Annotated in this window: 25 protein-coding genes and 1 tRNA gene; 22 read left to right on the top strand and 4 right to left on the bottom strand. The window is 61.6% G+C overall.

Annotation, left to right across the window (positions count from 1 at the left end; all coding sequences use genetic code 11):
- The first annotated feature begins 8 nt into the window (after positions 1-8).
- Genes JG746_RS19495 through tgt form a run of 4 tightly spaced genes read left to right on the top strand, consistent with a single transcriptional unit; the run spans position 9 to position 2928 of the window.
- Positions 9-458, top strand: coding sequence for a DMT family transporter (locus JG746_RS19495; RefSeq protein ID WP_202354279.1), 450 nt, complete (start codon positions 9-11; stop codon positions 456-458).
- Positions 458-1543, top strand: a complete 1086-nt coding sequence (queA, locus tag JG746_RS19500) for a tRNA preQ1(34) S-adenosylmethionine ribosyltransferase-isomerase QueA (protein ID WP_202354280.1) — start codon at positions 458-460, stop codon at positions 1541-1543. Before JG746_RS19495 ends, queA begins: the two co-directional genes overlap by 1 nt.
- On the top strand, positions 1536-1805 hold the full coding sequence (locus JG746_RS19505) for a hypothetical protein (RefSeq protein ID WP_202354281.1): 270 nt from the start codon (positions 1536-1538) through the stop codon (positions 1803-1805). The genes queA and JG746_RS19505 overlap by 8 nt, the downstream gene beginning before the upstream one ends.
- Positions 1798-2928, top strand: coding sequence for a tRNA guanosine(34) transglycosylase Tgt (tgt, locus tag JG746_RS19510; protein WP_202354282.1), 1131 nt, complete (start codon positions 1798-1800; stop codon positions 2926-2928). Before JG746_RS19505 ends, tgt begins: the two co-directional genes overlap by 8 nt.
- Positions 2929-2931: 3 nt before the next feature.
- Here tgt and JG746_RS19515 read toward each other — a convergent pair whose 3' ends face one another.
- Positions 2932-3345, bottom strand: coding sequence for a DUF4864 domain-containing protein (locus JG746_RS19515; RefSeq protein WP_202354283.1), 414 nt, complete (start codon positions 3343-3345; stop codon positions 2932-2934).
- 250 nt (positions 3346-3595) lie between these two features.
- Here JG746_RS19515 and JG746_RS19520 point away from each other — a divergent pair, with 250 nt between their 5' ends.
- The 17 genes from JG746_RS19520 to JG746_RS19600 all read left to right on the top strand — a co-directional run bounded on the left by JG746_RS19520 (position 3596) and on the right by JG746_RS19600 (position 20582).
- Positions 3596-3832 (top strand): Lrp/AsnC family transcriptional regulator, encoded by a 237-nt coding sequence (locus JG746_RS19520; protein WP_010909609.1) that lies wholly within the window; start codon positions 3596-3598, stop codon positions 3830-3832.
- Positions 3833-4002: 170 nt separating this feature from the next.
- Positions 4003-5415, top strand: coding sequence for a circularly permuted type 2 ATP-grasp protein (locus JG746_RS19525; RefSeq protein ID WP_202354284.1), 1413 nt, complete (start codon positions 4003-4005; stop codon positions 5413-5415).
- 21 nt (positions 5416-5436) lie between these two features.
- The gene (locus tag JG746_RS19530; RefSeq protein ID WP_202354285.1) at positions 5437-6378 is read left to right on the top strand and encodes an alpha-E domain-containing protein; all 942 of its coding nucleotides are present in this window, start codon (positions 5437-5439) and stop codon (positions 6376-6378) included.
- 64 nt (positions 6379-6442) lie between these two features.
- Positions 6443-7234: a transglutaminase family protein gene (locus tag JG746_RS19535; protein WP_202354286.1), complete on the top strand. Its 792-nt coding sequence runs from the start codon at positions 6443-6445 to the stop codon at positions 7232-7234.
- A gap of 31 nt (positions 7235-7265) precedes the next feature.
- Positions 7266-7997: a peptidase gene (locus tag JG746_RS19540; RefSeq protein WP_202354287.1), complete on the top strand. Its 732-nt coding sequence runs from the start codon at positions 7266-7268 to the stop codon at positions 7995-7997.
- Positions 7998-8109: 112 nt separating this feature from the next.
- Complete coding sequence (locus JG746_RS19545; protein WP_202354288.1) at positions 8110-9537, top strand: pyridoxal phosphate-dependent decarboxylase family protein; 1428 nt, start codon at positions 8110-8112, stop codon at positions 9535-9537.
- 111 nt (positions 9538-9648) lie between these two features.
- The gene (locus JG746_RS19550; protein ID WP_010909603.1) at positions 9649-10416 is read left to right on the top strand and encodes a DeoR/GlpR family DNA-binding transcription regulator; all 768 of its coding nucleotides are present in this window, start codon (positions 9649-9651) and stop codon (positions 10414-10416) included.
- Positions 10417-10543: 127 nt separating this feature from the next.
- Positions 10544-12070, top strand: a complete 1527-nt coding sequence (glpD, locus tag JG746_RS19555) for a glycerol-3-phosphate dehydrogenase (RefSeq protein WP_202354289.1) — start codon at positions 10544-10546, stop codon at positions 12068-12070.
- Positions 12071-12112: 42 nt separating this feature from the next.
- On the top strand, positions 12113-13192 hold the full coding sequence (locus JG746_RS19560; RefSeq protein WP_202354290.1) for an ABC transporter ATP-binding protein: 1080 nt from the start codon (positions 12113-12115) through the stop codon (positions 13190-13192).
- A gap of 10 nt (positions 13193-13202) precedes the next feature.
- Positions 13203-14270 carry an ABC transporter ATP-binding protein gene (locus tag JG746_RS19565; RefSeq protein WP_140891108.1) on the top strand — a complete coding sequence of 356 codons (1068 nt, stop codon included), beginning with the start codon at positions 13203-13205 and terminating at the stop codon, positions 14268-14270.
- The gene (locus JG746_RS19570) at positions 14271-15137 is read left to right on the top strand and encodes a carbohydrate ABC transporter permease (RefSeq protein ID WP_115143425.1); all 867 of its coding nucleotides are present in this window, start codon (positions 14271-14273) and stop codon (positions 15135-15137) included. It abuts the gene before it with no gap.
- Position 15138: 1 nt separating this feature from the next.
- Positions 15139-16059, top strand: coding sequence for a carbohydrate ABC transporter permease (locus JG746_RS19575; protein ID WP_202354291.1), 921 nt, complete (start codon positions 15139-15141; stop codon positions 16057-16059).
- Positions 16059-16394: a hypothetical protein gene (locus JG746_RS19580; protein WP_202354292.1), complete on the top strand. Its 336-nt coding sequence runs from the start codon at positions 16059-16061 to the stop codon at positions 16392-16394. The genes JG746_RS19575 and JG746_RS19580 overlap by 1 nt, the downstream gene beginning before the upstream one ends.
- Positions 16391-16678, top strand: coding sequence for a DUF2160 domain-containing protein (locus JG746_RS19585; protein WP_202354293.1), 288 nt, complete (start codon positions 16391-16393; stop codon positions 16676-16678). Before JG746_RS19580 ends, JG746_RS19585 begins: the two co-directional genes overlap by 4 nt.
- Before the next feature lie 80 nt (positions 16679-16758).
- Positions 16759-18486: an ABC transporter substrate-binding protein gene (locus tag JG746_RS19590; RefSeq protein ID WP_202354294.1), complete on the top strand. Its 1728-nt coding sequence runs from the start codon at positions 16759-16761 to the stop codon at positions 18484-18486.
- A gap of 91 nt (positions 18487-18577) precedes the next feature.
- The gene (gene glpK, locus JG746_RS19595) at positions 18578-20071 is read left to right on the top strand and encodes a glycerol kinase GlpK (protein ID WP_202354295.1); all 1494 of its coding nucleotides are present in this window, start codon (positions 18578-18580) and stop codon (positions 20069-20071) included.
- A 34-nt stretch (positions 20072-20105) separates the two neighbouring features.
- Entirely contained in the window at positions 20106-20582 is a 477-nt protein-coding gene (locus JG746_RS19600; RefSeq protein WP_202354296.1) for a DUF6882 domain-containing protein, read from the top strand.
- Positions 20583-20708: 126 nt separating this feature from the next.
- Here the strand turns inward: JG746_RS19600 and JG746_RS19605 are convergent, their stop codons facing one another.
- Complete coding sequence (locus tag JG746_RS19605; protein WP_202354297.1) at positions 20709-21191, bottom strand: BA14K family protein; 483 nt, start codon at positions 21189-21191, stop codon at positions 20709-20711.
- A gap of 304 nt (positions 21192-21495) precedes the next feature.
- Here JG746_RS19605 and JG746_RS19610 point away from each other — a divergent pair.
- Positions 21496-21571: transfer RNA gene (locus tag JG746_RS19610), tRNA-Lys, on the top strand.
- 74 nt (positions 21572-21645) lie between these two features.
- Here the strand turns inward: JG746_RS19610 and JG746_RS19615 are convergent.
- Complete coding sequence (locus tag JG746_RS19615; protein ID WP_202354298.1) at positions 21646-23712, bottom strand: acyltransferase family protein; 2067 nt, start codon at positions 23710-23712, stop codon at positions 21646-21648.
- Positions 23713-24147: 435 nt separating this feature from the next.
- On the bottom strand, positions 24148-25206 hold the full coding sequence (locus JG746_RS19620; RefSeq protein ID WP_202354299.1) for an ABC transporter ATP-binding protein: 1059 nt from the start codon (positions 25204-25206) through the stop codon (positions 24148-24150).
- Between the last annotated feature and the right edge of the window lie 17 nt (positions 25207-25223).

Raw genomic sequence — 25223 nt, forward strand, 5'->3', positions numbered from 1 at the left:
AAAAGACAATGATGGGCGTCGTCTGGTCGCTTCTCGGCATCCTGTCCGGCGCCTTCATTGCCATTCAGGCCCCGATCAATTCGCAGCTGGCGCGCGGCCTGGGTCTCCCGGTCGCGGCGGCCGCGTTTTCGTTCCTGTCGGGCGCCGTCGTGCTCGGCATCATCTCCGTCACGGTGGTGAAGCTGCAAGGCATTTCGCTCGACTGGAAGGCGCCGGCGCCCTGGCTGTTCGTTGCCGGTGGCATGCTCGGCGGCTTCTACGTCACGCTCTCCACCATCCTCACGCCGCGCATCGGCGCCGCCGCGCTGATGGCGTTCCTGGTGGCCGGCCAGTTGCTGGCCGGCATGCTCATCGACCGCGTCGGCTTCCTTGGCGTCGCTGTGCGTGAAATCTCGCTCGGCCGCGTCGCTGGCGCGGTGCTGCTCTTGGCCGGGGCGCTGCTTATCCGGCTCTACTGATGCGCGTCGATCTCTTCGACTTCGACCTGCCGGAGGAGCGCATCGCGCTTCGCCCCGCGGAGCCGCGCGACAGCGCCAAAATGCTGGTGGTCAAGCCGGGCGAGGCGCTTGACGACCGCGCGGTCGGCGACCTGCCATCCCTGCTTAGGGCCGGCGACGTGCTGGTGTTCAACGACACCAAGGTCATTCCGGCGCAGCTCAAGGGCATAAGGCGGCGCGGCGAAGCACAGGCGCAAGTCGAGGCCACGCTGCATATGCGCGTCGCGCCGGACCGCTGGCTGGCCTTCATGCGGCCGGGCAAGCGCATTGCCGCCGGCGACCGCATCCATTTCGGCCATGACGGCAATTCCTGTTTCCTCGGCCAGCTCGACGCCACGGTGATCGAAAAAGGCGAGGGCGGCGAGGCGCTGCTTGGCTTCGACCTGTCGGGGCCTTTCCTCGACGAGGCGCTGCACACGGTCGGCCACATTCCGCTGCCCCCTTACATCGCCTCGAAGCGCGACGATGACGAGCGCGACCGGGCCGACTACCAGACCATCTATGCAAGGGAGGACGGGGCGGTTGCCGCGCCCACTGCCGGCCTGCATTTCACGCCGGAGCTGTTTGCGAGGCTCGACGCCAAGGGGGTCGAGCGCCGCTTCGTCACCTTGCATGTCGGTGCCGGCACGTTCCTGCCGGTCAAGGCGGACGACACTGCCGACCACAAGATGCATGCCGAGATCGGTTCGGTCAGCCGGGAAACGGCCGACGCTCTGAACGCGGCCAAGGCGAGGGGCGGGCGCATCATCGCCGTCGGCACGACCTCGCTGCGGCTGCTGGAGAGTGCAGCGCGTGAAGACGGCACGGTGCCTGCGTGGTCCGGGCCGACCGATATCTTCATCACGCCTGGCTACCGCTTTCGCACCGCCGACATGCTGATGACCAATTTCCATCTGCCGCGTTCGACGCTGTTCATGCTGGTCTCCGCCTTCAGCGGCCTCGACACGATGCGCGCGGCCTATGCGCATGCCATTGCGAACCGCTACCGGTTCTATTCCTATGGAGACGCAAGCCTGCTTTACCGAGCGGAGACGAGCGATGGATGATGACCTGCAAACCCTTGATCGTGACGCCCTGATCGCCGAGGTGAAGAAACTGCGCGCCGGCATTCGCGCGCATCGCGACACGTCGGGCCATGATCTCTGCTGGCATCACCCCGATCTGTGGGATCTGTTGCCGGAAAAGACCGAGCCGTCGATCGCCGTGCCGCCCTGGCCGAAATTCATGCGCGGCTGCATCCAGTACCGCCAGTCGCTCGAGAGGCAAGCGCCTGACGCGCCGATCCATGACAAGGAATTCAATGGCTAAGCCGTTCAGCTTCAAGGTCCTCGCCACCGACGGCAAGGCGCGGCGCGGTGTCATCGACATGCCGCGCGGCGAGATCCGTACGCCCGCCTTCATGCCGGTCGGCACCGGCGGCACCGTCAAGGCGATGTACATGGACCAGGTGCGCGGCGTCGGCGCCGACATAATCCTGGGCAACACCTATCACCTGATGCTGCGGCCCGGCGCGGAGCGCGTGGCGCGGCTTGGCGGATTGCACGAATTCGCGCGCTGGCCGCATCCGATCCTGACCGACAGCGGCGGTTTTCAGGTGATGTCGCTGTCGAAGCTCAGGAAATTGACGGAAAAGGGCGTCACCTTCCGCTCGCATATTGATGGCGCGCCTTACGAAATGTCGCCGGAGCGCTCGATCGAGATCCAGGGCCTGCTCGATTCCGACATCCAGATGCAGCTCGACGAATGCACGGCGCTGCCGGCCGAGTTGAAGGAGATCGAACGTGCCATGGAACTGTCGCTGCGCTGGGCCGAGCGCTGCAAGACGGCGTTCGGCGACCAGCCGGGCAAGGCGATGTTCGGCATCGTGCAGGGCGGCGACAACGCAGCGCTCAGGGTGCGTTCGGCGCAGGCGCTGAGCGCGATGGGCCTGAAGGGCTATGCGGTCGGCGGGCTGGCCGTCGGCGAGCCGCAGGCGGTGATGCTCGAAATGCTCGACATCACCTGTCCGGAACTGCCCGCGGACAAGCCGCGCTATCTCATGGGCGTCGGCACACCGGACGATATCCTGAAATCGGTGGCACGCGGCATCGATATGTTCGACTGCGTGATGCCGACGCGGGCTGGCCGGCACGGCTTGGCCTACACCAGGCGCGGCAAGGTCAATCTGCGCAATGCCCGTCATGCCGACGATCCGCGTCCGCTCGACGAGGAAAGCGATTGCCCGGCGGCGCGGGATTATTCGCGCGCCTATCTGCACCATCTGGTGCGCTCGCAGGAGGCGCTTGGCGCCATGCTGCTGACTTGGAACAATCTTTCCTACTACCAGAAGCTGATGCAGGACATCCGCGCCGCTATCGAGACGCAAACTTTCGACGCGCGCGGCGCCGAGATTACAGAAGGCTGGGCGAGGGGCGATATTCCCGTCCTTTAAACCTCAGGTGCTCAGCGAATTCGATGCGCGCAGGCTGCAGCCGGTGATCTGGAACGTGCCGTCGGGTTGCTGCTGCAGCGTATAGACCGCCTCGTAGTCCTTGCCGTCGGGGCCGACGATCAGAACCTGCTGGATGATCGAGCCCGGGCCTGTCTGCTCGACCTTGCCGAAGGCATAGGACTGCGGCTTGCGCACCGGCGGGTAGCCATTGGTCACCATGTTCATGAAGGCGTCGACGGTCGGAAACACCTGTTTCACGTTCGGGGCGGCGAAGCTGTAGGCCTTGGCGCCGTCATCGGCCAGCAGCGCCTTCAACTGGCCGTCGATGACAGCCTGGCCAGCCTTGACCTCGGCATCGCCGGCAAATGCCGAGGACGCCAGCATGACGAATGCGAATGCGAAAAAGGCGCGGCGCATGGCCTGTCTCCATTGTCCCTCGAAAGATGCCTCCGGAAAGCTGTTCCAGGACACATCCTAACATACGCGCGACGGCGCTTCACGGTTTCAGCGGCCGTGAATATTCGTCTCATTGTGACATGCCGGTAAGGAGCCGCGTGAGACCGTCGTCCGGTCCGTCGCCGGCTAAGCGCGGATTCCAGTGCTTGAAAGGCCGCCTCCAGTCTGCCAGAAGGGCCGCTTGGACTTGGACGTATAGCGGGACGAAGCCATGAAGGCGTTTTTCGTGCAGATCAAATGCGAACTGGGCAAATCCTATGAGGTTGCCAGCGCGCTTGCCGATGCCGAGATCGCCTCGGAGATCTATTCGACTGCCGGCAATTACGACCTGCTCGCCAAATTCTATGTCGATGACGAGGAAGACGTCGGCCATTTCGTCAACGAGAAGGTGCAGATTCTCCCCGGCATCAAGGACACGTTCACGGTCGTCACCTTCCGCGCCTTCTAGGTGGGAAGGCATCTGCCCGGGCACGAGGCAAAGCCTGATCAAGGTCATATTTCGGCTGCCTCAATTTTAGGCAGCTGCAACATACTGATCGCCCGGATCCCCCAAATCACCGATTGCGCTTGATTTTCTCCGGCGACGCCAGTGAAATGGCGTCACAGGGGAGTATGCGATTGGCAGCGTTCGATGAAATGCTTCCGGAAGTCTCCGGATTGAGAAGACCGTATTCGGCTTATGATCACTGGCTGAAGGAGCAGGATCCAGCCAGACTTACCGAGAAGATGCAGGACGCCGAACGCGTCTTCCGCAAGACCGGCATCACCTTCGCCGTCTATGGCGAGCAGGAGGCGTCCGAACGGCTGATCCCGTTCGATATCGTCCCGCGCATCATTTCAGGCAATGAGTGGCGGCGCCTGACGCAAGGCATCGAGCAGCGTGTGCAGGCGCTGAACGCCTTCCTCGACGATATCTATCACCGCCAGGAGATTCTGCGCGCGGGCCGGGTTCCCAGGGACCTGATCGCCAAGAACGAGGCGTTCCTGCCGGAGATGATCGGGGTGCGGCCGCCGGCCGGCGTCTACACCCATATTATCGGCGTCGATATCGTGCGGATCAGCGAGGACGAGTTCTACGTTCTGGAGGACAATGCGCGCACCCCGTCCGGTGTCTCCTACATGCTGGAGAACCGCGAGACGATGATGCAGCTGTTCCCCGAACTGTTCCAGAAGATCAAGGTGCGGCCGGTGGAGAACTACCCGCAGCTGCTGCGCCAGTCGCTGGCGGCGGTGCGGCCGCAGAGCACCAAGGGCGCGCCGACCATCGCGGTGCTGACGCCCGGCAGTTTCAATTCCGCCTATTTCGAACACGCCTTCCTTGCCGACCAGATGGGCGTGCAACTGGTCGAGGGCCAGGATCTGCGCGTCGTCGACGGCCATGTGGCGATGCGCACGACCGAAGGCTACAAGCAGATCGACGTGCTCTACCGCCGCGTCGACGATTCCTTCCTCGACCCGTTGACCTTCCGGCCGGATTCGGCGCTTGGCATACCCGGCATCATGGATGTCTACCGGGCCGGCAACATCACCATCGCCAATGCGCCGGGAACCGGCATCGCCGACGACAAGGCGATCTATTCCTACATGCCCGAGATCGTCGAATTCTATACCGGCCGCAAGGCGATCCTCGGCAACATCCCGACCTGGCGCTGTTCGGAGCCGGACAGCCTGAAATATGTGCTCGAGCACATCCATGAACTGGTGATCAAGGAAGTGCACGGCTCCGGCGGCTACGGCATGCTGGTCGGCCCGGCGGCGACCAAGAAGGAATGCCAGGAGTTCGCCAAGAAGCTGGCGGCGAAGCCTTCGAACTATATCGCGCAGCCGACACTGGCGTTGTCGACCTGCCCGATCCTGACCGACAAGGGCCTGGCGCCGCGCCATGTCGATCTCAGGCCATATGTGCTGGTCTCCGACCGCATCCAGATCGTGCCCGGTGGCCTGACGCGCGTTGCGCTGAAGGAAGGCTCGCTGGTGGTCAATTCCTCGCAAGGCGGCGGCACCAAGGATACTTGGGTGCTGGATGATTGATTTTCATGTGAAGGTTTTTGGATGCTTTTAGGCCGCACCGCCAACGGGCTCTACTGGATGAACCGCTATATCGAGCGGGCGGAAAACATGGCGCGGCTGGTCGATGCCGGGCTGCGCATGGCGCTGACCCGCACGCAAAGCGCGTCGGAGGAATGGAATTCGGTGCTGCTCAGCGCTGGCTCCGACATCGCCTTCAAGCAGAAGTATTCGGATTATACGGCGGCCGATGTCGCCGATTTCCTTTTGCGCGACACGTCGAACCCGTCAAGCACGATGTCGTCGATCGAGACGGCCCGCAACAATGCCCGCATGGTGCGCACCGCGCTGACGCGCGAGACCTGGGAAAGCATCAACGAAGCCTGGATGGCGCTGAAACGGATGCTTGCGAAGCCGATCGATGAGCGCGACCTGCCAAGCGTGCTCGACGCCATCAAGCGCGAGACGGCGCTGATCCGCGGCTCGTTTTACGGCACCATGCTGCGCAACGAGATTTTCGACTTCTCGCAGCTCGGCACCTATGTCGAGCGCGCCGACAACACGGCGCGGATCCTCGACGTGAAGTATTACGTGCTGTTGCCGTCGATCTCCTGGGTCGGCTCGACGCTCGACAACTATCAGTGGGAATCGATCCTGCGGTCGGTCTCGGCGCATCGCTCCTACCGCTGGGTCTATGACGCGGACTACAAGCCGACCAACATCGCCGATTACCTGATCCTCAATGTGCGCATGCCGCGTTCATTGACCTTCTGCTATCGCTTCCTGTCCGAACACCTGAAATTCCTCGGTGACGATTACGGCGAGCGCCACGCGTGCCACGCGACGGCGGAAAAAACGCAAGCGATGCTGAGGGCAGGGTCGATCAAGGATATATTCGATGCCGGCCTGCACGAGTTCCTCGCCGGGTTCATTCGCGACAACACCCGGCTCGGCGACGAGATCGCACAGGATTACCGGTTTTATTGAGCATGATCCCAAAAAGTGGCAACCGGTTTTTGGGTAAGATCATGCACACAAACGGAAGATAGCCATGCGGCTCAAGATCACGCACCGGACCGAATACCGCTACGATGCTCCGGTGCAATATCTGCTCCAGCGGTTGCGGCTGCTTCCGGTGAGCGGGCAGACTCAGACGGTGCTGTCCTGGGTGCTGAAGGTCGAAGGCGCGCGCGAGGAAGTGCGGTTTACCGACCATTACGGCAACGACACAAGACTGCTGAGCGTCGAGGGCGACCACGATTTCATCACGGTCGAGGCGTCCGGCGAGGTGGTGACGCGCGACACAACGGGTGTCTGCGGGCCACATCAGGGTTTTGCGCCGCTGTGGTTGTTCGCGCAGGAGACACCGTTGACCGCCACCGGCGGCGGTATCCGTGCTCTTGCCGAAGCGGTTGGCCCGGGCACCGATATCGAAAGGCTGCACCGGCTGATGGCCATGATCGGCGAGCGTGTCGCCTATACGCCGGGCACCACTAACGCGACGACGCCCGCCGAAGAGGCGCTGGCGCTGAAAACCGGGGTTTGCCAGGACCATAGCCATATCTTTGCCGCCGCCGCGCGCGCCATGGGATTTCCGTCGCGCTACGTCAGCGGCTACCTGATGATGGATGCTGTCGAGCAGGCGGCAAGCCACGCCTGGGCTGAAGCGCATGTTCCGGGCCTCGGTTGGGTTGCCTTCGACGCTGCCAACGGTATTTCACCCGACGAGCGTTATGTGAAGGTGGCCACCGGCCGCGACTACCGCGACGCCTCGCCGGTGTCGGGAATTCGACTGGGACAGGCGGAAGAACGGCTTGCGGTCACGGTCACGGTAGAGCAGTAATCCCGCAAGGATTAGTGCCAGAAGAGATTCCATGACCTATTGCGTCGGCCTGAAGATCGATCGCGGGCTCGTGTTCATGTCGGACACGCGCACCAATGCCGGCATGGATTCGATCTCGACCTTCAAGAAAATGCATGTCTGGGAACAGCCGGGCGAGCGTGTCATCGTCTTGATGTCGGCCGGCAATCTGGCGACGACACAGGCCGTGGTCAGCCTGCTCGACGAGCGCACCAAGGCAGTGACCGACCGCCACGAGAAACTGCTCGAAACACCATCCATGTACCAGACGGTGCGGCTGGTGGGCGACACGGTGAAAGAGGTGATCGCGCAATCATCTCCCGCCGGCGAGAAGGCAGATTCCTACTTCAATGCCTCCTTCATCCTGGGCGGGCAGATCAAGGGCAGCCCGCCGCGGCTGTTCATGATCTATCCCGAGGGCAATTTCATCGAATCGACCGACGACACGCCGTTCTTCCAGATCGGCGAGACCAAGTACGGCAAGCCGATTATCATCCGCGCTTATGAGCGCACGATGAGCCTGGCCGAGACGGTGAAGCTTTTGCTGGTGTCGTTCGATTCGACGCTCAAGTCGAACCTGTCGGTCGGCCTGCCGCTCGATCTGCTGTTCCTGGAGAAGGATTCTTTCAAGGTTGGCTTGAAGAAGCGGATCGGCCAGGACGATCAATATTATCGCACGATCTCCGACGGCTGGTCCAACGCGCTGAAGACCGCCTTTGCCAGTCTGCCCGATTTCCCAGGGTAGGGCGCGCGAGCGGTTATCGCCAGTGCTTGCGTATATTTCACATGTTAATTAATAGTCGAATTTGAGAGCCGGGCGAAGCGTGCCGGCATCGCGGTCGTGTCGGGAGGACAGGATGAACAATGATGAATTCCGGCAGTGGTCGCGGCGTGCCGCCGACTGGGGCGTCGACTATCGCGAGAATCTGCGCGAACGGCCGGTGCGGCCGTTGGTCGAGCCCGGCGACATTTTCAGGAGCATAGAAGCCTCGCCGCCCGAAGACGCCGAACCGATGGACAGGATTTTCGCCGACTTCGAGGAGAAGATCGTGCCGGGAATGACGCATTGGCAGCATCCACGCTTCTTCGCCTATTTCCCTGCCAATGCGGCGCCAGTCTCGGTGGTGGCGGAGTATCTCGTCTCCGCAATGGCCGCGCAATGCATGCTTTGGCAGACGTCGCCGGCGGCGACCGAACTCGAAACGCGCACCGTCGACTGGATGCGGCAGGCGCTTGGCCTGCCCGAGGGATTTTCCGGCGTTATCCAGGATTCGGCCTCGTCGGCGACGCTCAATGCCGTGCTGACGATGCGCGAGCGGGCGCTGGACTGGCAAGGCAACAAAAAGGGGCTGGCAGGGCAGGGGCAGTTACGCATCTATTCCTCGGATCAGGTGCACACATCAATCGACCGGGCGATCTGGGTCTCGGGCATCGGCGAGGACAATCTGGTGCGCATCCCGGTCTCGGGCCGTTTTCGCGCCATGGACACCGCCGCCCTGGAAGAAGCCATCGTGGCCGACCGGCAAGCCGGATTTCTGCCCGCGGGCATCATCGCTTGCGTCGGCGGCACCAGCACGGGCGGCACGGACGACATCGCGGCGGTCGCCGCGGTCGCCAGGCGGCATGGGCTCTACCTTCATGTTGATGCGGCCTGGGCCGGATCGGCGATGATCTGCCCGGAATACAGGCATTTCTGGGCCGGTGTCGAAGGCGCCGATTCGATCGTCTTCAATCCGCACAAATGGCTTGGCGCACAGTTCGACTGCTCGATCCAGTTCCTGCGCGATCCCGAAAGCCATGTCCGGACGCTGGCCATCAAGCCGGACTATCTGAAAACCCATGGTCATGACGGCATCATCAATTATTCGGAATGGTCGGTGCCGCTCGGCCGGCGTTTTCGCGCCCTAAAGCTGTGGTTCCTGTTGCGGGCTCATGGGCTGGAAAACCTGCGGGCGATGATCCGCAACCATGTCGCCTGGAGCGAGGGCCTTGCCGAGCGGCTGGCAAGGGAGCCGGATTTCGAGATCGTCAGCGAACCCATGCTGTCGCTGTTTTCGTTCCGGCACAAGACAGCCTTAAGCACCGATGCGGACGCGCACAATCTGCGGCTGGTCAATGCGATCAACGACGATGGCCGCATCTACCTGACGCAAACCAGAGTCGACGGGCAGGTGGCGATAAGGTTCCAGGTCGGCCAGTTCGAAGCGACCGCCGGCGATGTCGATGCGGCGTTTGCCGTCATCACCGGGATCGCGCGCGGCATCGTCCGAAAGAGCGCAATCTAGATTGCGCCGGAGTTTGCCTTTGCAATCAGCTGATTTCCTTTAGCCGGCTTATGCCTTTTCATTGCTTTCGTTTTCGGCTATAGACAAGAAAAACGAAAACGGGAGCTTGCAATGTATCTGTCGCCGCGTCATGCCGAGATCATCCAGATGGCCAAGGACCATGGCCGCGTGCTGGTCGACGATCTGGCCACGCATTTCAACGTGACGCCCCAGACCATACGCAAGGATCTCAACGATCTCTGCGACCAGCGCCTGCTTTCGCGCATCCATGGCGGCGCCCTGTTCCCGTCCGGCATCGAGAACATGGAGTACGAGGCGAGGCGCAAGATCGCCGCGGACGAGAAGGAAGCGATCGGCCGCGCGGCGGCCAGGCTGATCCCCGACAACGCCTCGCTGTTCATCAACATCGGCACCACGACGGAAGCGGTCAGCAAGGCGTTGCTCGACCATAACGGCCTGATGGTGATCACTAATAATATCAATGTTGCCAATAGGATGCGCATATATCCTTCGATAGAGGTGGTGATCGCCGGCGGCGTGGTTCGCGGTTCGGATGGTGGCGTCGTCGGTGAAGCGGCGGTCGACTTCATCAGGCAGTTCAAGGTCGACTACGCCGTTATTGGCGCCTCGGCCATCGACCATGACGGGGCCTTGCTCGACTTCGATTTTCGCGAGGTGAAAGTGGCGCAAGCGATCATTGCCAATGCAAGGCATGTGATTTTGGTCTCCGACCAGACCAAGTTCGAGCGCACGGCGCCGGTGCGCATCGGCCACCTGTCGCAGGTCAACACCTTCATCACGGACCGCTGCGATATTCCGTCGGTACGCAAGATCTGCCAGGAGGCAGAGGTTCAGTTGATCGAGACGTCGCTTGGGTAGGGCGTTTTTACGGCCATCTCACGGGTCTGTGATATTTCGTTTGACATTCGTTATGAGTTCGAAATAATTCCGCCACGGTTTCGCAAAAGACCAAAAATGGTGCAATGCGAAATCGTGGAGGAGTTAAGTGGACACGTCTTCAGTCCGGGACATTTTCGTCATAGGTGGCGGTATCAACGGTTGCGGCATCGCCCGCGATGCCGTTGGGCGCGGGTTCTCGGTTTTTCTCGCCGAGATGAACGACCTCGCCAGCGGAACTTCTTCCGGTTCGACCAAGCTGATCCATGGCGGCCTGCGCTATCTTGAATTCTACGAGTTTCGCCTGGTGCGCGAGGCGCTGATGGAGCGCGAGGTTCTGTGGAAGAACGCGCCGCACATCATCTGGCCGATGCGCTTCGTGCTGCCCTATGCCAAGGGCCTGCGCCCGGCCTGGCTGATCCGGCTCGGCCTGTTCCTGTACGATCACATTGGCGGGCGCAAACTGCTGCCGGCGACCAGGACGCTCGACATGGCAAGCGATCCGGCCGGCAAGCCTTTGAAACCATTGTTCAAAAAGGCGTTCGAATATTCCGACGGCTGGGTCAACGATGCACGGCTGGTGGCGCTCAACGCACGCGATGCCGCCGACCGGGGTGCAACGATCCGCACCCGCACGAAGGTGGTCGGCGCACGCCGCGAAAACGGCCTCTGGACAATCAAGATCGAGAATCTGCGGAGCGGCGAGCCCGAAGAGGTCAAGGCGCGCCTGCTGGTGAATGCCGCCGGACCATGGGTCGATCATGTGCTCTCCGGTGTCGTCGGCCTCAACGAGGTGCACAATGTACGCCTGGTGCAAGGCAGCCATATCGTCATCGCCAAGAAGTTCGACGATCCGCGCGCCTATTTCTTCCAGAACAAGGACGGCCGCATCATCTTCGCCATTCCTTACGAGGACGAGTTCACGCTGATCGGCACCACCGACCAGGATTATCCCGGCGATCCGCACGATGTGAAGATCAGCGAAATCGAGATCGATTATCTCTGCGCCGCGGCCAGCGAGTATTTCGCCCAACCCGTCAAGCGCTCCGACATCGTCTGGACCTATTCTGCCGTTCGCCCGCTCTATGATGACGGCGCCTCCAAGGCGCAGGAAGCGACGCGCGACTATGTGCTGAAGGCCGATGGCGGCGAGGGTGCCGCCCCGATGGTCAATGCCTTCGGCGGCAAGATCACCACTTACCGCCGGCTGTCGGAATCGATGCTGGAGAAGATCGAAGGTTTTCTCGGCAAGCGCGGCAAGCCGTGGACGTCGGACGCGCCGCTGCCCGGAGGCGATTTCCCGGCGACCGGTTTCGACGCGCAGGTGGCGAAGCTGAAGACAGCCTATCCGTTCCTCGATGCGCGTCTCGCCCGCCGGCTGACCCGGCTCTACGGGACGCGCGCCCAGGCCCTGCTTGGTCTTGCCAAGTCGAATGCCGAGCTCGGTCGCAATTTCGGCGGCGACCTCTACGAGGTCGAAGTGCGCTATCTCGTTGAAAACGAATGGGCTCTCACGGCGGAAGATGTGCTGTGGCGGCGCACGAAGCGCGGCCTGCATCTCGGCCGCGAACAGGTCGCGGCACTCGATGAATTCATGCACGGCATAAGCCGGCGGCACGTCGCGGCCGCCGAATGAAGAGGGTCTTGAGCTGATGCTGCAAGCCTGGGAGGAGGCGTCATGCTGGAACTGAGGAACGTCACCAAGACGGTCGGCGCGGTCGAGCATATTCGCGACGTGTCGCTGACGCTTCAGCATGGCTCGCTCAACGTTCTGCTCGGGCCGACGCTTTCCGGCAAGACCAGCCTGATGCGGCTGATGGCAGGCCTTGATGTGCCGACCTCCGGCTCGGTCTGGTTCGATGGCCAGAACGTCACCGGCACGCCGGTGCAGAAGCGCAAGATCGCCATGGTCTACCAGCAGTTCATCAACTATCCGGCGATGACCGTCTATGAGAACATCGCCTCGCCACTCAGGGTGGCCGGCGTCGACCAGGCCAAGATCGACAGCCAGGTGCGCGAGGCCGCGGCGCTGCTGAAGCTGACGCCCTATCTCGACCGCACGCCGCTCAGCCTTTCGGGCGGCCAGCAGCAGCGCACCGCGCTGGCGCGCGCCATCGTCAAGAATGCCAGCCTGGTGCTGCTCGACGAGCCACTGGCCAATCTCGACTACAAGCTGCGCGAGGAACTGCGGGCCGAACTGCCGAGGATTTTTGCCGCCGCCGGCACCATTTTCGTCTACGCCACGACCGAACCGCATGAGGCGCTGCTGCTCGGCGGCAACACGGCAACGCTGTCGGAAGGCCGCATCACGCAGTTCGGGCCGACCATCGACGTCTTCCGCAGGCCGGTCGATCTGGTCACGGCGAGGACCTTCGCCGATCCGCCGCTCAACACCATCGTGCTGGCCAAGAAGGGCGCCGACTTTCTGCTCGAAGGCGGGGTGAAGCTGCCGGTGCCGCCGGAACTCGTCGGCATTGCCGACGGCAATTACACGATCGGCTTCCAGCCGCACCATCTTTCGCTCGAGCGGCCCAATGCCGGCGCCGTGCCGGTACGGGCTAAGGTGACCATCACGGAAATCACCGGGTCCGAGAGCTTCATCCACCTCGATTTCGCCGATGTGCGTTGGGTCATGCTGACCCACGGCATCAGGGATTTCGAGACCGACGAAGTGGTCGAGGTGTTCATCGATCCGCGCAACATCATGGTCTTCGACGAGCACGGCCGCGCCGTGACCGCGCCGAAGCTGGCAGCCTGAGGAGGGCGATATGGCGCGCATCGACGTCAACCATGTCAGGCATTCCTACCTGCCGAACCCGCAGAAGGATGCCGATTTCGCGCTGCGGGAAGTGCACCACACATTCGAGGATGGCGGCGCCTATGCGTTGCTCGGGCCGTCGGGCTGCGGCAAGACCACGCTGCTCAACATCATTTCGGGACTGCTGCACCCCTCGCACGGCCAGTTGCTGTTCAACGGCAGGGACGTGACCAATCTGTCGACGCAGGAACGCAACATCGCGCAGGTGTTCCAGTTCCCGGTCATCTACGACACCATGACCGTCTACGACAATCTGGCCTTCCCGCTGCGCAACCGCGGCGTGCCGGAGGCCGATGTCGACCGCAAGGTGCGCGAGACACTGGAGATGATCGATCTCGCGTCCTGGGCGAAAAAGAAGGCGAGGGGCCTGACCGCCGACCAGAAACAGAAGATTTCACTCGGCCGCGGCCTGGTGCGCTCCGATGTCAACGCCATCCTGTTCGACGAGCCGCTGACCGTCATCGACCCGCACATGAAGTGGGTGCTGCGTTCGCAGCTCAAGCAGCTGCACCGCCGCTTCGGCTACACCATGGTGTACGTCACCCACGACCAGACCGAGGCGCTGACCTTCGCCGACCAGGTCGTGGTCATGTATGATGGCGGCATCGTCCAGATCGGCACGCCGGCGGAACTGTTCGAGCGGCCGCGCCATACCTTCGTCGGCTATTTCATCGGCTCGCCGGGCATGAATGTCATGCCGGTGGCGATCGACGGCAGGACGGCAACGCTCGGCTCGCAGCGCATCGAATTGCCTGGCGCACCCAAAGCAGCCGGCGGCGCCGTCGAACTCGGCATCCGTCCTGAATATGTGCGGCTCGGCCGCGACGGCATGGCCGTCTCGATCAGCAAGGTCGAGGATCTCGGCCGCCACAAGGTGGTGCGCGCCAAGCTGGAGGGTCGCGACATCGCGGCGGTCATTGGCGAGGACGAGACGGTTCCAGCCGAGCCGAAGGTGCGGTTCGATCCGGCCGGCATCAACATCTATGCCGATTCCTGGCGCGTCGAGATGGGGGCATAGATGGACAAGACCTGGAACAACAAGGCCTGGTTCCTCGTGCTGCCGGTGCTGGTGCTGGTGGCATTCTCGGCCGTCATCCCGCTGATGACCGTGGTCAACTATTCGGTGCAGGACACGTTCGGCAACAACGTCTTCTTCTGGGCCGGCACCGAGTGGTTCGAGGAACTGCTCTCGTCGAGCCGTTTTTGGGAGGCGATGACCCGCAACCTGATCTTCTCCTTCATCATCCTGGCCATCGAAGTGCCGCTCGGCATCTTCATCGCGCTCAACATGCCGAAGAAGGGCTGGGGCGTGCCGGTCTGCCTGGTGCTGATGGCGCTGCCGCTGCTGATCCCGTGGAACGTCGTCGGCACCATCTGGCAGGTGTTCGGGCGCAACGACATCGGCCTGCTCGGCTACTACGTCAACGCGCTCGGCATCGACTACAACTATGTGCAGGATCCGTACGACGCCTGGGTGACGATCATCGTCATGGACGTCTGGCACTGGACCAGCCTCGTCGTTCTGCTCTGCTATGCCGGCCTGGTCTCGATCCCGGACGCCTTCTACCAGGCGGCCAAGATCGACGGCGCGTCGCGCTGGGCGGTGTTCCGCTACATCCAGCTGCCGAAGATGCAGCGCGTGCTTCTGATCGCCGTGCTGCTGCGCTTCATGGACAGTTTCATGATCTATACCGAACCCTTCGTCGTCACCGGCGGCGGTCCGGGCAACTCGACGACGTTCCTGTCGATCGATCTCGTCAAGACGGCGCTCGGCCAGTTCGACCTTGGTCCGGCGGCGGCCATGTCGCTGGTCTACTTCCTCATCATCCTGTTGTTGTCGTGGGTGTTCTACACGGTGATGACCAATTACGACGCGGAGCGCTGAGATGGCGGGCGCCAATGAACGAACCGAGCGCAATGCGATGAACGGGACAGCCGCAGCCGAAGGCCTGGCCAGTTCGCTGTCGCAAAGCGAACTCGACCGGCGCATGCGCCGGCGCGGCGAGGAATCGCGCTGGTGGTGGATCGTGCCGACGCTCTACATCATCGTGCTGTTGCTGCCGATCTACTGGCTCATCAATATGAGCTTCAAGACCAATGCCGAGATCGTCTCGTCGCTGACGCTCTACCCGCACGCGCCGACGCTCGCCAATTACGTCACCATCTTCACCGATGCGTCCTGGTACTCCGGCTACATCAATTCGATCACCTATGTGGTGATGAACATGGTGATTTCGGTGGCGGCGGCATTGCCGGCGGCCTACGCCTTCTCACGCTACCGCTTCCTTGGCGACAAGCATCTGTTCTTCTGGCTGCTGACCAACCGCATGGCGCCGCCGGCGGTGTTCGCGCTGCCGTTCTTCCAGCTCTACTCGGCCTTCGGGCTGATCGACACGCATATCGCTGTGGCGCTGGCGCACTGCCTGTTCAACGTGCCGCTGGCGGTGTGGATCCTCGAAGGCTTCATGTCGGGCGTGCCGAAGGAAATCGACGAGACCGCCTATATCGACGGCTATTCCTTCCCGCGCTTCTTCGTAAAGATCTTCATGCCTCTGATCGCCAGCGGCATCGGTGTGGCCTGCTTCTTCTGCTTCATGTTCTCGTGGGTCGAATTGCTGATCGCACGCACGCTGACCACCACCGATGCCAAGCCGATCGCCGCCACCATGACGCGCACGGTTTCGGCCGCCGGCATGGATTGGGGGCTGCTCGCCGCCGCCGGCGTGCTGACGCTGATCCCCGGCGCGCTCGTCATCTGGTTTGTCCGAAACTATATCGCCAAGGGCTTTGCCCTGGGGAGGGTGTGATGGCGGAAGCGGTTATCAAAATCTCCGAACTGCGCGATCTCGCGGACAGCTTGTTCGAACGTCTCAAAGGCCAAGGCTTCGACCATGTCGAGGTAAAGCAAAGTCAGTACTGGAAGGTTTATTTCGCTAACGCATTCGATGTCAGCGCACCAAGCCTGGTAATGGGAGATATTTACGACGACCTCAACGACGTGCGGGCGGAGGTCAAAGGCTCGGACGATGGCGACGCCGTATGGCACGCATTCATGCATTTCTCCGGCCTGGTGAATTTTGTCGCTTACGCTGCCGAAAGCGGCGGTCTGGTCAAGCGCACGGCGATGGAGAACCCGCAATGAACCTCGACCTCTCCTGGATGGCGTGGACGTGGCCGACGGCGGCGTTCTTCGGCACCGTTCTGCTGCTGCTGTGCGGCATGGCGGCGTGGGAATACGCCTCGCCGGGCGGCAATCCGCGCGTTGGCATCCTGCGCTTCGAGACGACGCGCGGCGATCGTCTTTTCCTGTCGCTGCTTGGCAGCGCCTTTATCCATCTCGCTTGGCTGGGTCTCGTTGGATCGAACCTGTGGTGGGCTCTCGCTCTCTCCGTGGTCTACGCCATTGGCGTGTTCCGCTACGTATAGAGGGGGAAACTGTTGGAGCGGCAGCGTGCCGGCCACCGCTCCAGATCGCACTTAAAACCTGAAACAAGTGGAGGAAACTAATGCGACGGCAATTTTTAACATCAACAACTGCCCTGGTCCTATTGCTCGGCGTGGGCAACGCCTACGCCGGGATGGACGAAGCAAAAGCCTTTCTGGACAAGGAAATAGGCCCGCTTTCGACGCTCGACCGCGCCGGCCAGGAAGCCGAAATGCAGTGGTTCATCGATGCCGCCAAGCCGTTTGCCGGCATGGACATCAAGGTGGTTTCCGAAACCATCGCCACGCACCAGTATGAATCGCAGGTGCTGGCCCCGGCCTTTACAGCCATCACCGGCATCAAGGTCACGCATGACGTCATCCAGGAAGGCGATGTCGTCGAGAAGATCCAGACCCAGATGCAGACCGGCCAGAACCTCTATGACGGTTGGGTCAACGATTCCGACCTGATCGGCACCCACTGGCGCTACCAGCAGGTGCGCAATCTGACCGATTGGATGGCGGGCGACGGCAAGGACGTCACCAACCCGAACCTCGACCTCAAGGATTTTATCGGCACCTCGTTCACGACGGCTCCGGACAAGAAGCTCTACCAGCTTCCCGACCAGCAGTTCGCGAACCTCTACTGGTTCCGTTACGACTGGTTCAACGACGAGAAGAACAAGGCGGATTTCAAGGCCAAGTACGGCTACGACCTCGGTGTCCCGGTCAACTGGTCGGCCTATGAGGACATCGCCGAGTTCTTCACCGGCCGTGAGATCGACGGCAAGAAGGTCTATGGCCACATGGATTACGGCAAGAAGGACCCGTCGCTCGGCTGGCGGTTCACCGATGCCTGGCTGTCCATGGCCGGCAATGGCGACAAGGGCCTGCCGAACGGCCTGCCGGTCGACGAATGGGGCATCAAGGTCGACGAGAATTCGCGTCCGGTCGGCTCCTGCACGGCGCGCGGCGGCGACACCAATGGCCCGGCAGCCGTCTACTCGATCCAGAAGTACCTCGACTGGCTGAAGGCCTACGCTCCGGCCGAAGCCCAGGGCATGACCTTCTCCGAATCGGGACCGGTTCCGGCGCAGGGCGCGGTTGCCCAGCAGATCTTCTGGTACACCGCCTTCACCGCTTCGATGGTCGATGCCGGCGCCAAGGCGGTGCTGAACGACGACGGCACGCCGAAGTGGCGCATGGCCCCGTCGCCGCACGGCGTCTACTGGAAGGACGGCATGAAGCTCGGCTATCAGGACGTCGGTTCCTGGACGCTGATGAAGTCGACGCCGACCGACCGCGCCAAGGCCGCCTGGCTTTACGCGCAGTTCGTCACCTCGAAGACCGTGGACGTGAAGAAGAGCCATGTCGGCCTGACCTTCATCCGCGAGAGCACGATCCACGACAAGAGCTTCACCGAACGCGCGCCCAAGCTCGGCGGTCTGATCGAGTTCTACCGCTCGCCGGCCCGCGTGCAGTGGTCGCCGACCGGCACCAACGTGCCTGACTATCCGAAGCTGGCACAGCTCTGGTGGCAGGCGATTGGTGACGCGTCGTCGGGCGCCAAGACGGCGCAGGAAGCGATGGACTCGCTCTGCGGCGAACAGGAAAAGGTCATGAGCCGCATCGAGAAGTCGGGCGTCCAGGGCGATATCGGCCCGAAGATGGCCGAAGAGCACGACCTTGCCTACTGGAACGCCGACGCGGTCAAGAAGGGCAATCTCGCGCCTCAGCTCAAGATCGAGAAAGAGAAGGAAAAGCCGATCACCATCAACTATGACGAGCTGGTGAAGAGCTGGCAGAAGTAAGACTGTCTATGCGGGCGTTCGCGCCCGTGTGAAATTGAGGGAGGCGGCGCGTTGCCGTCTCCCTTCTTTGTATCAAGTCGGAGGATATGGAATGAGCGGTTTTGTGCTGGCCATCGACCAGGGCACGACATCGACCCGGGCGATCCTGTTCGACGGTGAGATGAAAGTCGCCGGCAGTGGGCAGAAGGAATTCACCCAGCACTATCCGGCCTCCGGCTGGGTGGAGCATAATCCCGAAGAGATCTGGGGAAGCGTCGTCGCCACGGTGAAGGCCGCGCTGAAGAATGCCGACCGCGAAGCGTCCGATGTCGCGGCCATCGGCATCACCAACCAGCGCGAGACTGTCGTCATCTGGGACAAGGCGACCGGCAAGCCGATCCACAACGCCATCGTCTGGCAGGATCGCCGCACCGCACCGCTCTGCCAGAAGCTGAAGAAGCAGGGCCTGGAGAAGAAATTCACCCGCAAGACAGGGCTGCTGCTCGATCCCTATTTCTCCGGCACCAAGATCGCCTGGATGCTCGACAAGGTGAAGGGCGCCAGGAAACGGGCCGCGAAAGGCGAATTGCTGGCCGGCACCATTGACAGTTTTCTGATCTGGCGGCTGACCGGCGGCAACATCCACGCCACAGACGCCACCAACGCGTCGCGCACACTGATCTACAACATCGCGGAAAATGCCTGGGACGACGAGCTTTTGGCCATTCTCGACATCCCGGCAAAAATGCTGCCGGAGGTTAAGGACTGCGCCGATGACTATGGAGTGACCGAGAAGAACCTGTTCGGCGCCGAAATAAGAATCCTAGGTGTTGCCGGCGACCAGCACGCCGCGACCATCGGCCAGGCCTGTTTCGAGCCGGGCATGATGAAATCCACCTATGGCACCGGCTGTTTTGCGCTGCTCAACACCGGCAGCGATCTGGTGCGTTCGAAGAACCGGCTCTTGACCACCATAGCCTATCGGCTGAACGGCAAGACCACCTATGCGCTGGAAGGCTCGATCTTCATCGCTGGCGCGGCCGTGCAATGGCTGCGCGACGGCATCAAGGTGATCGGCAAGGCCGAGCATAGCGGGCAACTCGCTGCCGAGGCCGATCCCACGCAAAACGTCTATCTGGTGCCGGCCTTTGTCGGACTGGGCGCGCCGCATTGGGACGCTGAAGCGCGGGGCGCGATCTTCGGGCTGACCCGCAATTCCGGACCGGCGGAATTTGCCCGCGCGGCACTCGAATCTGTCGCCTACCAGACCCGTGACCTGCTCGACGCCATGCGCAAGGACTGGAGGGGGACATCGGCAAAAACCGTGCTCAGGGTCGATGGCGGCATGGTGGCGTCGGACTGGACCATGCAGCGGCTGGCCGACATTCTCGATGCGCCGGTGGACCGCCCGACCATTTTGGAGACGACCGCGCTGGGCGCGGCCTGGCTCGCGGGTTCGAAGGCAGGGGTTTGGCCGAAGGCGAAGGAATTCGCCAAAAGCTGGGCGCTCGAGCGGCGGTTCAAGCCGGTGATGGACACTGCCACCCGATCCGCCAAGCTGGCGGGCTGGCGCGATGCTGTGCGTAGGACGCTGAGCGCGTCATAAGGGTCGCCATGGATCGGACCTGAGAGCGGGGGACATGCAGCCGGATTGGTATCCTGTTTGGCGCGACGAGGCTTTTGAGCAACTGATCGCCAAGAACGCTGGTTTGGAGAATGAGTTCCGCCTCGGCCACTGGCCGCGCTATGACTATGACCTGACGACCGGCAGGCTTCTGTTTTCGGACAATGGTACCGTCAAGGTCGTTGCCGAGATTCAGATTGCTGGTTCGACAAGCGCCAAGGCTGGCAACTGGCTTTGGGCATGGTCGAATTCCAACTTGCCCAACGAGCTTCTTGCCGACGCCAAACGGGTTCGTTCCTTCGGCGAGGAGAATGACGTTGCCGAACTTCGGCAGGCTTATGTGACCGGCACGAAAGATGACCTGGAAACACTCGGCTGGGAACTGACCGCAACAATGGTGCGAGTCTGCGGCGCACTCGGAGCCTATCGTTCTCCGCGCGGGGAAGGCGGAGGCCTTTATCTGATGCTCAAAAGCGCAGGCTGGGCCAACTGACAGGACACCTCGGTCTGTTGATCGGGAGGCTGAAAGTCTCAACGAAAAAGGCCCGCGCCGTTTCCGACGCGAGCCCTTTACTCACACTCAACTACTGACACTCACTCTTGGATCAGTAAGGCTGGATCAGTAAGGCGAGCGGCACTCCTGCCGCGGGCCGTAATTCGGCTGGAAGGTGTTGTCCGAAGCACGATAGCTGCGATAGCGGTCGTAGCACCACTGCACGTGCGAGTTGCCTGCGTAAACGCGGTTGTTCTCGCTGTTGACGATGGCACCCGTGATCAGCGCGCCGGTCGCGAAAGCTGCCAGCGGGAACCAATAGTCTCCGTGGCGGCGGTAGCCGCGATGGTATTCGCGATAGCCGCGATGGCCATTCCAATAGCCGTCGCCGTTTCGCGCAAAGTTGCGATTGCCGTTAAAATTGCGGTTGCCGAAATTGCGGTTGAAGTGGCGGTTCTTCATCCACGGCTTGTAATCGACCGTCTGCACATCGCTCGAAGCCGATGCCGCCTGCGGCACGAACATCTGCGTCGCATTGGCAGGCACCGCAGTCGCGGCAAACGAAGCCGACAGGGTGGTCGCCAGTATACCCGATACGATCTTATTCATTGTCTTCTCCTTCGAAAGGGTGATTGACGTCCCTTGTGGCGAGACAACGGGTGGTATGGGGGAAGGTTCCTCGCTAAATCTCAAGTTGCTGATTTGTAATGTCTCTCCGGTCCCCCAGCAGTGCCGGCGAGAGGTGGTGCCATCGCTTCGCAGGGGGCGTTCCCACTTTGATCGAAGCGGGCAGGGTGCCACGGTGAAGATGCTTGAGAAGTCTGGCTTGCGAATGCTCTTTTTCCGGTTGACCGGTCGAAGCACTCTCCCTATGTTCCGCGCAATTTCGAGGGCCGCCCTTTCGCGCCCGCGGGAGCGCGTAGCTCAGCCGGTAGAGCAACTGACTTTTAATCAGTAGGTCATGGGTTCGAATCCCATCGCGCTCACCATTGTTTCACGGGAACTTCTTCGGGTTTCAGTTGGCGGACCGCATGCGCCGGCGCCAAGTCCGCCGGCAGGTGGTTTACATCCCAGCGCGCGTTGTTCGGTCTTTGGAAATTATGGACTCGATCTCTGACACGAAGTCCTCCACCAGGAGCGAATTGGCATAGGCGGTGACATGATCGCCGTCGAAGAACAACGGGTGCCCGTTCCTGAATGCCGAGCATGTCACTTGCGGGCAGAGCGTAGGCAAAGGATCCCAGACATGAATGTTCGGCAGAGCCGCCGATATCTCGGCGTAGCCCTTCAAAATTGGGGATCGAAGATTTTCTATCAACGTTCGATCGATGTCGAATCCGCCGGTACAGGACGGGTTCATTGAATTGAACCAATCACTGCATCGAAAGGCCGGGGCCCTGAAGATTGGCTTTGGGCCTTCGAATACAATCGACAGTCCCGCCTTGGAGAGGTGGGCAAGTTGATCGATGGCGTTCTTGACGGCTTGCTCCCTCTGCTGCTCGCTGCCCTGCGCGCTGCTGTCGGGGCGAGCAGCCTCTTGAAGGCTAAGTCGGGCCAGCCGGAGCGAGGGCAGGAACAGCAGGTCGCCAGGCTTGGCAATCCTGGCTATGTAAGCTGCACTTGCACTAGTGGCATGAGCGCACGTCGGCTCAGTATCGCGGTCGAGATTCAAGCTGATAACCGGGCAACCGACGGTCGACAGCACCACTGTTCGAATGCCGGTTTCGAGCGTGAAGCGCTTCAGGAGAGGAATATAGGCTCCCGCGTGAGAGTCGCCCAGCACGAACAAGGTCTCACTGCGCCCTTCGCCCGGGCACCCGTGTTTGGTGAAGAACAGCGCTTCATCCACAGTTTGTGTGACGACGGCGCAGCCAGGAGATTGGGGAGGGGTGTCCGGTGAGGTCGCATACCATTCGCCCCGATTTCTCATGACCGTGCTCAAGGCGATTTCATATCGGTTGTCGCGCATCAGTTTGAAGCCGCAAAACGCGACAGCGATGGCGGCCAAAAAGACGGCGACAACGGCTATGTCGGAGCTGGTTCTCAGAAGCCGCAATCGACGCGTCGGTGTTTCAATCCAGAAATACGAGCCGAGGCTGAACGCCACCGCGACCAGCAACGCCGCCAATTTTGTCGCAGTGGTTTCGCTACCTATCGTCCATCGTGCGATCACGAAGACTGGCCAATGCCATAGGTAGATAGAGTATGAGATCCACCCGACGAACCTGACCGGTTTTATCTCCAAAACCGCAAGGTGCGGCGCACGATTGCTTCCCAGATGGTAGAGGCATCCGATCAAGACAGTTGTGCAGGCAACTGCGGTGATGTTCTCAAGACCATGGGAATCCTTGCCAATGTCGAGCGCGAAGGTCGCCACGAGCCCTATCAGCGCGATCGTGGCTGCAACATTGCAATGCCTTTGGAATCCCGTCCGTTCCCCGATCCGGCTGACAAGCTGAAAGCACAATATGCCGCATGCCAGCTGCCAGAAGCGAGCATAGGGCATGTAGAAGGCGTGAAGCGGGTTCGCAGCCAGAAGATGAAGCCATATTGCCACCGACGCGGCGGCGAGCGCCCCATAGACAAGCGCCGAGAATCTCTTCCCGCGCGGTCCCATAACCCAAGGAAAAAACAGCAGCGGGAAAACAACGTAGAATTGTTCCTCAACCCCAAGAGACCACGTGTGGGTGAATGGGTTGAACTCGGTCACGGGTGAAAAATAGTCGGTTCCCTTGGCCAGGAAGATGTTGCTCAGGCCGACGAAGGCGGAAGAGGCGGTTCTGCTGATTGATGTGCTGAGCCAAGCGTCGGGAACAAACAGAAACGTGGCGAGCGCGCTGAACAGCAAGCACACCAACAGCGCCGGCATGATTCTCGTGAATCGCCGCGCATAGAATTCCAGGACAAAATGAAAAGCGGACTGGCCCCGGTAGCGCCTCGACACCGTATAGCTGACGACGAAACCGGAAATGACGAAGAAAACATCAACCCCCAAAAAGCCATTGGGGAGGCGCTCGCCATACAGATGGTAGAAGACGACCGACAGGATCGCGATGGCCCGGAGCCCATCAAGGAAAGCCAGGTAGTCCTTCGACGAGCGTTCCGAGGTCGAACCAAAGCTATCGGCCATTGGACGAAACATGCGTTCCTGTAGCTAAGAAATCCAATCGGACAACGTTCTGGTTCAGGCCAGCCTACAGTTGACGCGCCGCAGCCCTGACCTGCGGGCAATTACAGGATGTGCCGATCATGGGAAAGGCCGGGGACAGGATTTGTTTCGTTCGGGAGCTCTGTGAAGCTGATCCGTGGCTTGCAGTTGCAAGCCGAGGGTCGCGAGCGAGGGCATCCGCTCGCTCGCAAGCCTCCGCGGCGCGCCGCGATCGGCCGTTTCAACCGCTCCGTGACATATGCACGTCCAGAACCGCGGCCTTCTTGGCTATGAGGCCCTCCAGGTCTGCGTCCGACCGCTTGGTGCCTGATCTTGTTGCCCGACTGCGGGATGGGCAGAACTTTTACGATAGTATCCGGGTCCGTTTCGGACCCCTGGCTACAGAGCCTTCGAACCCTACAACCGCTGCCCGGTCTTGGCGTCGAACAGATGCGCACAGGCACGGTCCACCTCGATGCGCACTGGCTCGCCTTGTTTGAGCGCAAGCCGCTCGCGGAACAGGCAGGAGATTTCCTCGCCGCCGCAATCCACCTTGGCGAAGATTTCCGATCCTGTCGCCTCCAGCAGCGTGACCTTGCCGGGGATGCCCTGGGCCGTCGCGCGGATATGTTCGGGGCGGATGCCGTAGACGAGGTCGCCGCCTGAAGCGTGCGCCGGGTGGATGCCTTCCGGCAGCGGCAGGGTCAGTCCGCCGGTGCTGCGGAAAATGCCTTCCTCGATGCGGCCGGCGATGAAGTTCATGGCGGGTGAGCCGATGAAGCCGGCGACGAAGAGATTGGCCGGGCGGTCGTAAAGGTCGAGCGGCGCGCCGATCTGCTCGACGAGGCCGTCATGCAACACGACGATCTTGTCGGCCATGGTCATCGCCTCGATCTGGTCGTGCGTGACATAGATGGTGGTTGTGCCCAGCCGCTGGTGCAGCGCCTTGATCTCGCCGCGCATCTGGACGCGCAATTTGGCGTCGAGATTGCTGAGCGGTTCGTCGAACAGGAAGACCTGCGGATCGCGCACGATGGCGCGGCCCATGGCGACGCGCTGGCGCTGGCCGCCGGATAGCTGGCGCGGGTAGCGGTCGAGCAGCTTTTCCAGGCCGAGAATGCTGGCGGCCCTGCCGACGCGGCTGGCGGTGTCGGCGGCATCGGCCTTCTTGATCTTCAGGGCGAAGCCCATATTGTCGGCCACCGTCATGTGCGGGTAGAGCGCGTAGTTCTGGAACACCATGGCGATGTTGCGGTCGCGCGCCCGCAGATTGTTGACGACGCGATCGCCGATTGCGATCCTGCCGCCCGAAATGGTTTCGAGCCCGGCGATCATGCGCAGCAGCGTCGACTTTCCGCAGCCCGACGGCCCGACCAGGATGACGAACTCCCCATCGGCGATGTCGACGCTGACATCGTGAATGATCTTGGCGGATCCGAAAGCCTTCTGCACGTTGTTGATTGTCACCGATGCCATTGGGTTTTCCTCGAAAA

This window comes from Mesorhizobium sp. 113-3-3 (genome assembly GCF_016756495.1).
GTDB lineage: Bacteria > Pseudomonadota > Alphaproteobacteria > Rhizobiales > Rhizobiaceae > Mesorhizobium.